An 11,708-nucleotide genomic window follows, 5' to 3' on the forward strand; every position below is an offset into this window, starting at 1 on the left:
CGAAAGCGCCGCCTGCCTTTAAAGGCAGGCGGCGAAGTAAGTGCTTATTTACTGGTTGGCGGATTCAAAGTCGCGCAGCAGGTCATTGCCACGCTGTGCCGCGTTGTCCGCTGCTCCCTGGCCGGATTTGTCACCGGTCATCACAGCTTCCATCTCTTCGGAGATGATGTCGCGAATCTGCACGAAATTACCAAAGCGTAGGCCTTTAGAGTTCTCGGTCGGCTCATTGAGGGTCATCTGCTTCAGCGAAATATCCGCACCCGGGTTCTCGTCGTAGTAGCCCTGCTCTTTGCTCAGATCCCAAGCGGCTTGAGTAATCGGTAAATAGCCAGTTTGCTGGTGCCACTGTGCCTGTACTTCGGGCTGGGAAAGGTACTCAAAGAAGGCTGCAACGGCTTCGTACTCTTCGTCGCTATGGCCCTGCAGTGCCCACAGGGTGGCGCCACCGATAATTGAGTTTTGCGGTGCGCCGTCTACATCGTCGTAATAGGGCTGCATGCCAAAGCCGACTTCAAACTCTGAATTGGCGGCGACATCCGCGCGGGAGGCTGAGGAGCCAAAGAAAATCGCACAGTCTTGTGAGTAGAACATCGGTTCTGAGTCCGGCCCGGTGCCGGGGCCTGCCCAGCGGTAAACGCCCTCTTCCTGCCAGTCGTGCAGGTTATCCCAGTGGCGAGCGACCAGCTCATTGTTGAAATTCAGCTCGGTTTCCATCCCGCCAAAGCCGTTTTCCAACGTTCCCAACGGCGAATTATGCATGGCAGAGAAATTTTCCAGCATCACCCAACTCGGCCAAGAGGAGGTAAAACCACAGCTGGCCGCCCCGGATTCGACGATTTGACGAGAGGCTTCAGCTAGCTCTTCCCAGGTTTCGGGCGGCTGCTCAGGGTCTAGGCCCGCTTCCTCAAACATGTCGCGGTTGTAGTACATAATCGGCGTGGAGGAGTTAAACGGGAACGACAGCATGTTGCCGTTGGTGTCGGTGTAGTAACCGACGACGGCGGGCAGGAAGGCGTCGTTATCGAAAGCGCGCCCATGCTCTTCCATCAATTCATAGACCGGGTAGATGGCGCCTTTGGCATTCATCATTGTCCCGGTGCCGACTTCAAATACCTGCAGGATGTGCGGCTGTTCATCGGCGCGGAAAGCGGCAATCGCACCAGTCATGGTTTCGGTATAGGTGCCGCGGTAGCTGGGCGAGACCTGGTAATCATCCTGGGACGCGTTAAAATCCTCAGTGATACCTTCCAAAATTTCGCCGAGTTGGCCGCCCATGGCGTGCCACCAGCTCACTTCAGTGGCGGCCTGGGCAGACAGGCTCAGGCTGGCGGTAGCCACCCCAACGGCAAGCGCGTGCAGTGTAAAACGAGACATAACAGCTCCTAGTGGGATTGAGCTTAATCAGCTACGTACTTCAAAAAAAGGACGTCAAAAAAGTACGTCAAAAGCTCACGACAATGCGGTTGTTAAGATTTTTGGATGCACTGAACAGTAAGAAGTGTAGATGACGTTTTAGTGAATGCACGATGAACCTGCCGTGACAGTCAACATTACGCTGCCAGCAGGCCTACTGAGTAGGCAAAGGAAGGGGGCGGTGATAGGGTAATATGAAGAGTCCAACTAACGAGAGCCGCATGACCGACGTGACCACTCTGCTGGCGAAACTGGTGTCATTCGATACCACTTCCAGTGAATCCAATTTGGCACTGATTGAGTATGTGGAAGGCTACTTGGCCAAGTACGGCGTGAGGGCTGAGCGGGTAATGAGCCCGTGTGGCACCAAAGCTAATTTGATCGCGAAAATTGGCCCAGAGGCGCTGGGCGGCGCGATGCTTTCCGGGCATACCGATGTGGTGCCGGTGGCGGGCCAGCCCTGGTCGAGCGATCCCTTTGCTCTGCGCGACGGCGGCGATGGGCGACTCTACGGGCGCGGCAGCTGCGATATGAAAGGCTTTATTGCCTGCGTATTGTCGATGGTGCCCACTTGGACGAAAGCGCCTTTGCAGCAGCCGATTTATCTGGGTTTCTCTTACGATGAGGAGATTGGCTGTGTGGGTGCGCCGAGCTTGATCAAACGCTTCTATGAACACTACTCCACCACCGCTCACGTTATCGTCGGTGAGCCGACCAGCATGCAGCCAGTGGTGGCGCAAAAAGGCGCGACCAACCTGCGCACCACGGTGATTGGCCGCGAAGCCCACAGCAGCCAGGTCAATCAGGGTACCTCGGCGATCCATGTGGCCGCGCGGTTAGTGACGTTTATTGAAGACACCATGGCGGCGCTGGTAGAAGAGGGCCGCGTTGATGAAGCCTTTAACGTGCCGCACACCAGTCTGCACGTCGGCAAAATCAAAGGCGGTACAGCGATCAATATTATGGCCCGGGAGTGCCAGTTCGAGTGGGAAATTCGCCATCTACCCACGGACACCTTCGACGAAATATACGCGCGATTTGAGGCCTATTGTGCCCAGCTAAGCGCTGAGCTGCAGGCCAACAAAGGCAAGCACGTTGAAATCGTCACCGAGCCGCTTAACGTTACCGTGCCGGGGCTGGCTGACCGCGATAATGATCAGGTGCTGCGTCTGGCCAAAAATCATTTGCCAGTAGGGTGCTGTGACCACGCGGTGGCCTATGCAACCGAGGCCGGACAGTTCCAGGGTCAGGGCCTGCAAACCATTATTCTTGGCCCCGGCAGTATTGCCCAAGCGCATCAGCCCGATGAATATATTGATATTGGGCAGCTTGACGAATGCGAGGAGTTTCTAACTAAGATGGGCAAAGCGCTGGAACGGCCATTTCAAACTGGCTAATGACCGTCCAAAAAAATCCCACTCTTAAAAAAGAGTGGGACTGTTTTTATACCATACGGCTTTTAATGCTATTTCAGTGCTGAGGATGTTGTTCAAACAGCTCAGCTTTGGCATGGCGCATCACATCTTCGCACGCCTGCTGTTGAGCTAATTGCGTTAGCAGGCGCTGAGTCACTTCGAAGCCCTTGCCTAAGCAAGTATCCACTTCCTGTGGACTAACGGCTGGCGTCACTCGGTAGTCAATTTTTAGCGTGCGCCCGCCACCTTCCAGCCGATCCGCCACTCCCCTGAGCCGCCACGCGATTTTCTCTTTCCAAGTTGCTGATTCTTCCGCGCCTTCGTTTACGCTAAACGTGCACTGCCATTCCGGTTTAAAGACCTTCATAGGAGAACCTCCAAAAAATTTGGAAAGAATGATCAATCGTGATTCGTACTCCGTCGTCTGAATGTATTGCCCGACTACTATATACCTAACGCAGCATGAATATCGAAACAAAACTGATACACGCTGGACGACGCGCATAGGGTGTATCGGTTAGGCTATAGAAGTGTTGCTAAAGAGCTTTTATATGACTCCCACGACGGACCTGAGTTGCCCCTGCGGCAGCCAATTAACGCTTGATAAGTGCTGTGGCCGTTATCACCACGGCGCTGTAGCACCTACCCCGGAAACACTGATGCGCTCGCGCTATTCGGCCTTTGTGCTTGAATTCAATGACTACCTGTTAGCCACTTGGCACCCCTCCACGCGGCCAGCAGAGCTTACGCCTGATGCTGAGACCGATTGGAAATCACTCTCTATCGTTGGCGCAGAACGGCCGCTCGAAAGTACCGGCTATGTACATTTTAAGGCCCATTTTTATGGGCGAGGGCGAGAGCAAAAAGGCTGGCACGTATTAGAAGAAGTGTCTCGCTTCGTTAAAGAGCAGCAGCGCTGGTGGTATATTGATGGCACTCCTACGCTGAGTCGCTTAAAGCCCGGCCGCAACGACCCATGCTTGTGTGGTAGCGGGCGTAAATTAAAGGGTTGTTGCGGTGGATAGACGTATGACTCAGCCGCTAAATGCCGATACCCACTGGTATCTCTATTTGCTGGAGTGTCAGCGGGGTACTTACACGGGCATTACCAATAACCTGGCGAAGCGTTATCAAGCACACTGCACGGGTAAGGGCGCGCGCTATACCCGCGCTAACCCCCCCGTTGCGCTGTTGGGTGCTCAGCCGTTTGACAACCGCGCCGCCGCTAGCCGAGCTGAGTACCAGTTAAAGCAACAAACCGCGGTCAAAAAGCGCCACTGGGCTAAGCAGTGGCCTTGTCAATTAGATACCGATTAAGGAGCCAGCATGCTGACGTTTTACTCAGAGGATAGCCGCTTACGCCAAGCGCGAACCGAGTTACATGACGGCGCGTTGGTGACGCCGTTTGAGTGCCCTGAGCGTCTCGATTTAGTGCTTAAGCAAATTCGTCAGTCAGAGCTTGGCGATATACGCGCGCCCCAGGCGTATGGGTTAGCACCGGTCTTGGCGGTGCACGATAAGGGTTACGTGTCGTTTTTAGCCAACTGCTGGAAAGAGTGGGGTGCTGCCGGGCATGAAGGCGAGGCGATTCCCAATATTTGGCCCGCCCGCACCATGCGTGGTGACCGCATTCCCCGTTCTATCAGTGGCCAATTAGGCTATTACGCACTGGCGGCAGAAACGTCGATTTCGGAAGGCACCTTTGAAGCTGCCATGGCGAGCAAAGACGTGGCGTTAGGCGCGGTAGAACAAACGCTTGCGACCGGCGAACCCAGTTTTGGCCTGTGTCGACCGCCCGGTCACCATGCCGCTTTTGATCAGTTTGGTGGCTACTGCTTTTTTAATAACGCCGCGATTGCCGCCCAACGAGCCTTAGATGCAGGCAAGCGCCGCGTGGCGATTCTGGACGTGGATTTTCACCACGGCAATGGCACCCAGCAGATCTTCTATGAACGCGATGACGTACTGTTCATTTCGTTACACGGCGACCCCGAGGTGACCTTTCCTTACTATTTAGGTTATGCGGATGAAACGGGAAGGGGCAGCGGAGAAGGCTTTAACGCCAACTACCCGCTGCCGCCGGGCACGACCGTTGATACCTGGATGGCCACACTGGATAACGCCCTGGTCAAGATTAAGGAGACACAATGCGACATGCTGATCGTGTCGCTAGGTGTGGATATCTTCGAAGGTGACCCTATCAGCGCTTTTACCTTTACAAGCGGCGACTTTAGCTTGTTAGGCCAGCGGCTTGCACAGACTGGCTTGTCGACGGTGCTGCTCATGGAAGGTGGCTATGCCGTGGACGACATTGGTGTCAATGTCGTCAATGTGCTACAAGGCTTTAAACAGGGTATAAGTTAAAACATACAAAAGATGACACTCGAAGCCAATTCGGGCAGTCTAGCGCCCTTTATTATACTGGGCAGGGAGTACGCGCGTGGCCGTTTACGGCGGTATTCAAGCACATGAACTAGAGCGTTGGCTAAATGCCTTGACCAACGCTGCCTACGATAGACGTTGCCCGCTGGCAAAAGTGCACGGTGGCAACGCCCGTGCGCGTACCGCCCGTCAAGATCTACTTCACCTGGCTAACGACTACCGCTGCGGTGATTTTAGCCGCGAAGAGAGCGCCGCCACCCTTGGCCGCTGGTGTGAAACCTACCTTTCTGAAGCAGAGTGGTACGTGTTGGTCGGCACCCGCCAAGCCCCCATCCAACCGCAAAACGAAGCAGAGCGCAGCCTCACCGTGCTCAAGCAGCACCGGGTGGGGTAAGTCAACGTTGCCGAACCCGAAATCCACCATGACGGCACTGTTGGAGCACTGTTGCAGTGGACAAATGAACAGTGCTTTCGCTACGCCTACCGCCTCCCTTGATGATTCCTTCTACTACCTGACGAACTTTCGCTTCGTTCACAGCTACCGCATTCCCGGCATGATCAAAGTGGTGCAGGCCGCTGGCCGGGTGATTCGCAGTCCAGACGATGAAGGCGTTGTGGTATTAATGGATGATCGTTTCGCGCAAGCTAATGTACGTGCGCTACTCCCTTCCTGGTGGGCGGTAGAGACGGTTTTCCAATAACAGCTTTCAATAACGACAATGGTTAGGCGAGCCAATGACAGATCTACTCTGGTACCAGTATGCGATTATCGGGCTAATTTTTGCCTGGAGCGGTTTTGTGCGCACCAGCCTGGGGTTTGGTGGCGCCGTACTGGCGCTGCCTTTCCTGCTCTTGGTGACAAATGAGCCCCTGGTGTTCTTGCCGATTATTGCCATCCATTTGCTGATTTTCTCCAGTTGGATTGCCTGGAACGGGCATCGGCAGCTGCAGCAAGAGGGGGCAGGAAGCGCTGCGCCGGAAAGCAATATTGATTGGGCTTATTTGCGCAAAGCCTTGAAAATCATGATTATCCCCAAGCTGATTGGGGTGGTAGGGCTATTAACATTGCCCGCTAACGTGATGACCAGCATCATTTTCGGCATTGTGTTTATCTATGCTATTGGCTACGTACTGAACAAACCGTTCAAAAGCAAAAACAAGTACGTGGACTACGTGCTGCTGGCGCTCGGCGGCTATGTGAGCGGCACATCATTAATCGGTGCGCCGTTGATTGTGGCCGTGTTTGCCACTCACGTCGCCAAAGAGCAGCTGCGGGATACCATGTTTGTGCTGTGGTTTATCCTAGTGGTGATCAAGATGGTCTCATTCTTGATTGCAGGTGTAGATCTGCAGCTAATTCACCAACTGTGGCTGCTACCCTGCGCCTTTATTGGCCATTTAGCGGGTGAGAAAGCCCACCGCTATATGCTTAAAGCGGACACCGGGCTGTTCTTTCGTGTGTTGGGTGCGGTGCTAATTCTGGTCAGCGTGGTGGGCTTAATCCACCCACCTGGCTAGCGCCGCGGGCAGTAATATGAACGCGGCTTAAAGCTTGCTGTCTGCCTGGAGCGTCGTTCTACTCAAAATCGTTAGAGTGACGGCGAATAGGCAGCAGATCACCGCCATGGCGATAAAGACGCTGCGCAGTGAGCCGAGCCAAATCACGGCGGGGGCGACCACCACGGGAGAGATAAATTGGCCAAAAAAGAAGGTCGAGGTAAAGCCGCCAAATACCCGACCACGCACGCGCTGGGGAGTGATGCGCATTAGCCAGGTGGTGGTGTTGGGCATAAAGGCACCCAGGCCAAAGCCCGAGATCGCCGCACCCACAATGGCCATGGCATAGCTTTGAGTGAATCCTACGATCAACAAACCGCTGGCCGCCAGCAAGAACCCTAAGATATAGATCGTCATCACCGATAGAAACGGCTTGTAGTAGCCATAACCAAAGGCAACGATACTGGCCGTTAGGGCCGACATGGAGAGCGCAATGCCAATCGCCATGCCGCTGATCTGGCCCTGCTGAGAGAGCAAAAAGGGCAGCTGGGCGGGAAACATATAAAACATCGTCATGCTGATCATGGCGATAAAGTAACCCAGCGCAGTGCGCCCATAGTCCACCTTAACGGGGGCATCGGTTATGCCAGTGTTCGCGGTACTCTTAATGCGGGGTTCTTTAAGTATTGCCCAAGCGTAGGGCAGCAATAGCACTCCGGTTAGGTAGAGTAAAAACGGCCCCCGCCAGCTCCAGTCAGAAAGTATCCCGCCCAGGTTAATAAAGATGACCCCGCCCAAGGCCATGCAGCTGCTCTGCAAGCCCAAAAAGCGCGCGCGCTCGGCGCTATCGAAATAATCGCCCACCAGCGTGGTGCTGATACTGAGGATGCCAGCCACTGCAATCCCCATCAGTGCGCGCGAGCTTAACAGCAGATCCACGCGATCAATGAAAAAGCCCGCGACCCCCGCAAAACCGTAGATAAACAGCATCGTCAGCAGCAGTTTTTTGCGCCCAAACCGGTCGGCCAAATAGCCCATAAGAGGGCTGAACAGCGTAATCATCAGCGCCGGAATGGTAAGGATCAGCTGGATCAGTACCTGAGGCTGTTCAGAAAAGTGGCGGCTAATACCCGGCAACGCAGGCGCGATAATTGCCCCGGACATCACGGTCATGGTGCTGGCAAAGAGGAGTACGGCCTTAATATGCGTTAACTGGCTAATGGTCTTGTTCCACTTTTAAAAGAGAAGAAAGGGTTCAAAGCACAAACGCCAATCGTAGCATAGTTGTTAGCAGGCTATTTTATTTTTAAGTAGCGTGTTTAATAGGAAGTAGTAGCGAGTGCTACCTATATGTCACCTAGCCCTAACACAACAAAAAACGGCCACCTGCTATATTAGCTAAGTGGCCGTTTTAAATAGTGTTCTTGGTCGGAATAGCAGGATTCGAACCTACGACCTCTGCCTCCCGAAGGCAGCGCTCTACCAAGCTGAGCTATATTCCGAAAGTTGCCGAGCTGTGCTCAACAACGGAGATGGATCATACTTAGCCAAGCGTGTTTTTTCAAGCCCTCGGTGGCGCGATGCGGCAATTTTTATGCTTGGCGATCAACTGCTAAGCGGGCCAACTGGGCCATGCTGTCGCGGTAGGCGCTGGGCGGTAAGGCATCCAGCTGCTGAAGGGCTTTATCGGCCATCTCTTCGGCGCGTTGGCGGGTATAGTCAAGCGCCCCGGTGGCGTGAATGATTTCCAGCACGGCGTCGAGTTGCTCAAGGCCGCCTTTACGAATGACCTGACGAATCAACTTAGACTGTTCCGGCGTGCCTTGTTCCATGGCGTGGATAAGCGGCAGCGTTGGCTTGCCCTCGGCTAAGTCATCGCCGACGTTTTTGCCCATGGCATCGGCGTTGCCTTGATAATCCAGCAGGTCGTCAATCAGTTGGAAGGCGAGACCCAGGTAGCGGCCATAATACTGAAGCGCCTGCTCCTGTTCTGGGGTCGCTTCCGCCAGCACCGCGCCACTGTGGGAAGCCGCTTCGAATAATTTGGCGGTTTTACCCAAAATGGTCTCGAAATAATCTTCTTCTGAAATACTGGGGTTGCCGATGTTGGTCAACTGCAGTACTTCGCCTTCCGCGATGATGCAGGTGGCGCCGGAAAGGATCGCCATAATGCGCATGGAGCCTACATCGACCATCATTTGAAACGAGCGGGCATAAAGGAAGTCGCCGACCAGTACCGACGGCGCGTTGCCCCAGGCGTCGTTGGCGGTTTTTTTGCCTCGGCGCATATGCGATTCATCCACCACGTCATCGTGGAGCAGGGTGGAGGTGTGCATAAACTCAATCAACGTGGCCAGCGGAATGTGTTTGTCGCCGGTGTAGTTGAGAGAGCGGGCTGCCAAGAGTGCCAATAAAGGGCGCAAACGTTTACCGCCGCTTTCGGTGATGTACTGGCCGATGGTTTCGACCAGCGGCACTTTGGAGTTAAGCTGCTCGACAATTGTCCGGTTGACGGCTGCGAAATCATCGGCCACCACGGCGTGCAGCGGTGAAGGCGTTGGGCTGACGGGCTGGGCTGAGGAGGCGTTGGCGGTCATGGGATTTGTTCATCGCGGCAGAGGGAGGCGGTAGGCGCCGCCCGTAAGTTGTGGTCATACGTTGGGGCCATGCTATGGGGCTGCCTGTTGGGCGTCAAGACACGTGCTGCGGCCACGTGGCTAAAGGCGGTTAGTAAGCCGACGATGGCATCAATTGACAACGGCCTGTGCTCTTGTGGTAAGAGAAGATAGTCGTTATACTCCGCGACCCACTCATCTTGCTCCCTGTCAGATGGCTCCAAAAGGGGCGCCACTCGCAGCAGGTCGATAAGAGCACGACTCGAAAGAGCGTAGGGGATGAGTGCCGTTTAACCGTTAGAACGGCATTAACGACAGTCCGGAGAGCGACATGTACGCAGTTATCAAAAGCGGTGGTAAGCAGTACCGCGTTCAAGAGGGTCAAACCCTCAAGCTTGAGAAAATCGAAGTCGCTACTGGCGAAACGATTGAGTTTGACGAAGTGCTGATGGTCGCAGACGGCGATGACTTCAACATCGGTGCGCCGATGATCAGTGGTGCTAAAGTCTCTGCCGAAGTGGTTTCCCACGGGCGTGGCGACAAGGTGACGATTATCAAATTCCGTCGCCGTAAGCACAGCATGAAGCGTCAGGGCCACCGCCAGTGGTTCACTGAAGTCAAAATTACTGGAATTTCTGCGTAAGCGGTCAATTCCCTTAGGAGGATTTTGCAATGGCACATAAAAAGGCAGCTGGCTCCACGCGTAACGGTCGCGATTCCGAGTCCAAACGCTTAGGTGTGAAACTGTTCGGTGGCCAAGCGGCGACTGCAGGTAACATCATCGTGCGTCAGCGCGGCACGCGTTTCCACGCGGGCACTGGCGTAGGTCTAGGTCGTGACCACACGCTGTTCGCATTGAGCGACGGTTTTGTGAAGTTTGAGACCAAAGGTCCGAAAAACCGCAAGTTTGTTAGCATCGTTTCTGCCTAAGCGGCTAACGTTGCGCTCGTAATTGGCTTAAAAAGCTGTGAGAACAAAGCTTTGTGAATAAATTACGAGAAAAAAGGCCCCGCTATGGCGGGGCTTTTTTGTCGGTTAAATCTGTTTTCCGATCCGCTTTACCACTGCTTTTTACCACGCTGTCTTGATCAGTATGCTGGTGGGGATAAAGGATTGGGCAAAGGTTTAGGAAAATAATAGTGCATATTAGGGCGGCGGAAGCGGCCGGGAGAATCCAATGCAGTTCGTCGATGAAGCCTCGATTATTGTTGAGGCGGGCAAAGGCGGCAATGGCTGTCTGAGCTTTCGCCGCGAAAAATATGTGCCCAAGGGCGGCCCCGATGGGGGTGATGGCGGCCATGGTGGTAGCGTTTACCTGATTGGTGACGATGCGCTTAATACCTTGATCGATTTTAAGTTTCAGCGCTTTTATAAAGCGCAGAACGGTCAGGGCGGCATGGGCCGTCAAATGAGCGGCAAGGCCGGTGAAGACCTGTACGTAAAAGTGCCGGTGGGCACCACGGTGATTGATGAAGATACCCTGGAAGTCATCGCCGATGTCACCGAAATTGGCCAGGTGGTGTTGGTAGGTGAAGGCGGCCGACGTGGGCTAGGTAACATCCACTTTAAGTCTTCGACCAACCGCGCGCCGCGCCGTACCACGCCGGGTACTGACGGCGACCGCCGTAACCTGCGTTTGGAAATGAAGGTGATGGCCGATGTGGGTCTGCTGGGCATGCCTAATGCGGGTAAGTCGACGCTGATTCGCTCGGTGTCCGCTGCCAAGCCCAAGGTCGCTAACTACCCGTTCACCACCTTAGTGCCGAACTTGGGCGTGGTAAAACTGGGCATGCACGAGCACTTCGTCATGGCCGACGTGCCGGGCTTGATCGAAGGGGCCTCTGAAGGCGCTGGTTTGGGGCTACGTTTTTTGAAGCACCTAACCCGCACGCGGTTGCTGTTTCACGTGGTCGATGTGGCTCCTTTTGATGAGTCTGACCCGGTTGAAGCGGCCAAGTCGATTGTCCACGAGCTGGGGCAGTTTTCGCCGGCGCTTTCCGAGCGGCCGCGCTGGCTGGTGCTGAACAAGTTTGATCTGCTGCCGGAAGATGAGCGTGAAGAGCGTGCCCAGAAGATTATCCAGGCGCTCAACTGGGAAGGCCCGGTGTTCCGCATTTCGGCGATCAGCGGCGACGGCACTGATAAACTGGTTCAGGCGGCTTACCGCTGGTTAACCGAGCAGCGTCGCTTAGAGCACGAAGATGAAGAGGCGCTGGCGCGTGAAGAAGAGATGCGCCGCCGCATGGAAGAAGAGTCGGTCGCGCGTACCGAAGCGCGCCTGGGTCGTCGGCGTAAGCGCGACGATGAAGATGACGAAGACTTCGACGACGATGATTACGATGTTGAAGTCGAGTACGCGCCTTAGCGACAGTGCCTGATGAAGGTG

The 11,708-nt window shown here is 54.7% G+C and carries 14 protein-coding genes and 1 tRNA gene; 10 read left to right on the forward strand and 5 right to left on the reverse strand.

Annotated features, from left to right (window positions below):
* Positions 1-48: 48 nt before the first annotated feature.
* Positions 49-1,374 (reverse strand): sn-glycerol-3-phosphate ABC transporter substrate-binding protein UgpB, encoded by a 1,326-nt coding sequence (gene ugpB / locus ACQE2I_RS01060; protein WP_427029656.1) that lies wholly within the window; start codon positions 1,372-1,374, stop codon positions 49-51.
* Between the two features lie 260 nt (positions 1,375-1,634).
* On the opposite strand from ugpB, the gene argE reads away from it, so the two are divergent.
* Positions 1,635-2,810 carry an acetylornithine deacetylase gene (gene argE / locus ACQE2I_RS01065; RefSeq protein WP_427029657.1) on the forward strand — a complete coding sequence of 392 codons (1,176 nt, stop codon included), beginning with the start codon at positions 1,635-1,637 and terminating at the stop codon, positions 2,808-2,810.
* A 73-nt stretch (positions 2,811-2,883) separates the two neighbouring features.
* Here argE and ACQE2I_RS01070 read toward each other — a convergent pair whose 3' ends face one another.
* Complete coding sequence (locus ACQE2I_RS01070; RefSeq protein WP_427029658.1) at positions 2,884-3,195, reverse strand: hypothetical protein; 312 nt, start codon at positions 3,193-3,195, stop codon at positions 2,884-2,886.
* Between the two features lie 184 nt (positions 3,196-3,379).
* On the opposite strand from ACQE2I_RS01070, the gene ACQE2I_RS01075 reads away from it, so the two are divergent.
* The 6 genes from ACQE2I_RS01075 (at position 3,380) to ACQE2I_RS01100 (ending at position 6,728) form a co-directional block, all read left to right on the forward strand.
* Positions 3,380-3,853 (forward strand): YchJ family protein, encoded by a 474-nt coding sequence (locus ACQE2I_RS01075; protein WP_427029659.1) that lies wholly within the window; start codon positions 3,380-3,382, stop codon positions 3,851-3,853.
* Between the two features lie 4 nt (positions 3,854-3,857).
* Positions 3,858-4,145: a GIY-YIG nuclease family protein gene (locus ACQE2I_RS01080; protein WP_427029660.1), complete on the forward strand. Its 288-nt coding sequence runs from the start codon at positions 3,858-3,860 to the stop codon at positions 4,143-4,145.
* Between the two features lie 9 nt (positions 4,146-4,154).
* On the forward strand, positions 4,155-5,192 hold the full coding sequence (locus tag ACQE2I_RS01085) for a histone deacetylase family protein (protein ID WP_427029661.1): 1,038 nt from the start codon (positions 4,155-4,157) through the stop codon (positions 5,190-5,192).
* Between the two features lie 76 nt (positions 5,193-5,268).
* Positions 5,269-5,604: a hypothetical protein gene (locus ACQE2I_RS01090; protein ID WP_427029662.1), complete on the forward strand. Its 336-nt coding sequence runs from the start codon at positions 5,269-5,271 to the stop codon at positions 5,602-5,604.
* Between the two features lie 64 nt (positions 5,605-5,668).
* Positions 5,669-5,911 carry a helicase C-terminal domain-containing protein gene (locus ACQE2I_RS01095; protein WP_427029663.1) on the forward strand — a complete coding sequence of 81 codons (243 nt, stop codon included), beginning with the start codon at positions 5,669-5,671 and terminating at the stop codon, positions 5,909-5,911.
* Positions 5,912-5,945: 34 nt separating this feature from the next.
* On the forward strand, positions 5,946-6,728 hold the full coding sequence (locus tag ACQE2I_RS01100) for a TSUP family transporter (RefSeq protein ID WP_427029664.1): 783 nt from the start codon (positions 5,946-5,948) through the stop codon (positions 6,726-6,728).
* Between the two features lie 27 nt (positions 6,729-6,755).
* On the opposite strand, the gene ACQE2I_RS01105 is transcribed toward ACQE2I_RS01100, so the two are convergent.
* From ACQE2I_RS01105 to ispB, 3 genes are all read right to left on the reverse strand, one after another.
* Positions 6,756-7,880 (reverse strand): MFS transporter, encoded by a 1,125-nt coding sequence (locus ACQE2I_RS01105; RefSeq protein WP_427029665.1) that lies wholly within the window; start codon positions 7,878-7,880, stop codon positions 6,756-6,758.
* A 252-nt stretch (positions 7,881-8,132) separates the two neighbouring features.
* Positions 8,133-8,209, reverse strand: a tRNA-Pro gene (locus tag ACQE2I_RS01110).
* A gap of 90 nt (positions 8,210-8,299) precedes the next feature.
* Positions 8,300-9,304 carry an octaprenyl diphosphate synthase gene (gene ispB, locus ACQE2I_RS01115; RefSeq protein WP_427029666.1) on the reverse strand — a complete coding sequence of 335 codons (1,005 nt, stop codon included), beginning with the start codon at positions 9,302-9,304 and terminating at the stop codon, positions 8,300-8,302.
* Between the two features lie 349 nt (positions 9,305-9,653).
* Here ispB and rplU point away from each other — a divergent pair, with 349 nt between their 5' ends.
* From rplU to cgtA, 3 genes are all read left to right on the forward strand, one after another.
* Positions 9,654-9,965, forward strand: a complete 312-nt coding sequence (gene rplU / locus ACQE2I_RS01120) for a 50S ribosomal protein L21 (protein WP_133731642.1) — start codon at positions 9,654-9,656, stop codon at positions 9,963-9,965.
* A gap of 29 nt (positions 9,966-9,994) precedes the next feature.
* Positions 9,995-10,252, forward strand: a complete 258-nt coding sequence (gene rpmA / locus ACQE2I_RS01125) for a 50S ribosomal protein L27 (RefSeq protein WP_008957069.1) — start codon at positions 9,995-9,997, stop codon at positions 10,250-10,252.
* A 247-nt stretch (positions 10,253-10,499) separates the two neighbouring features.
* Positions 10,500-11,687, forward strand: coding sequence for an Obg family GTPase CgtA (cgtA, locus tag ACQE2I_RS01130; RefSeq protein WP_427029667.1), 1,188 nt, complete (start codon positions 10,500-10,502; stop codon positions 11,685-11,687).
* Positions 11,688-11,708: the final 21 nt, after the last annotated feature.

Source organism: Halomonas sp. H2 (genome assembly GCF_050215315.1).
Taxonomy (GTDB): Bacteria; Pseudomonadota; Gammaproteobacteria; order Pseudomonadales; family Halomonadaceae; genus Vreelandella.

Bases quoted from the DNA above. Each gene is read 5' to 3' on its own strand.
- cgtA (WP_427029667.1), top strand. From the start codon at position 10,500: ATGCAGTTCGTCGATGAAGCCTCGATTATTGTTGAGGCGGGCAAAGGC.
- ACQE2I_RS01070 (WP_427029658.1), bottom strand. From the start codon at position 3,195: ATGAAGGTCTTTAAACCGGAATGGCAGTGCACGTTTAGCGTAAACGAA.
- rplU (WP_133731642.1), top strand. From the start codon at position 9,654: ATGTACGCAGTTATCAAAAGCGGTGGTAAGCAGTACCGCGTTCAAGAG.
- ACQE2I_RS01105 (WP_427029665.1), bottom strand. From the start codon at position 7,880: ATGACCGTGATGTCCGGGGCAATTATCGCGCCTGCGTTGCCGGGTATT.
- ACQE2I_RS01080 (WP_427029660.1), top strand. From the start codon at position 3,858: ATGACTCAGCCGCTAAATGCCGATACCCACTGGTATCTCTATTTGCTG.
- ispB (WP_427029666.1), bottom strand. From the start codon at position 9,304: ATGACCGCCAACGCCTCCTCAGCCCAGCCCGTCAGCCCAACGCCTTCA.
- ACQE2I_RS01095 (WP_427029663.1), top strand. From the start codon at position 5,669: ATGAACAGTGCTTTCGCTACGCCTACCGCCTCCCTTGATGATTCCTTC.
- argE (WP_427029657.1), top strand. From the start codon at position 1,635: ATGACCGACGTGACCACTCTGCTGGCGAAACTGGTGTCATTCGATACC.
- ACQE2I_RS01075 (WP_427029659.1), top strand. From the start codon at position 3,380: ATGACTCCCACGACGGACCTGAGTTGCCCCTGCGGCAGCCAATTAACG.
- ACQE2I_RS01085 (WP_427029661.1), top strand. From the start codon at position 4,155: ATGCTGACGTTTTACTCAGAGGATAGCCGCTTACGCCAAGCGCGAACC.
- ACQE2I_RS01100 (WP_427029664.1), top strand. From the start codon at position 5,946: ATGACAGATCTACTCTGGTACCAGTATGCGATTATCGGGCTAATTTTT.
- ugpB (WP_427029656.1), bottom strand. From the start codon at position 1,374: ATGTCTCGTTTTACACTGCACGCGCTTGCCGTTGGGGTGGCTACCGCC.
- rpmA (WP_008957069.1), top strand. From the start codon at position 9,995: ATGGCACATAAAAAGGCAGCTGGCTCCACGCGTAACGGTCGCGATTCC.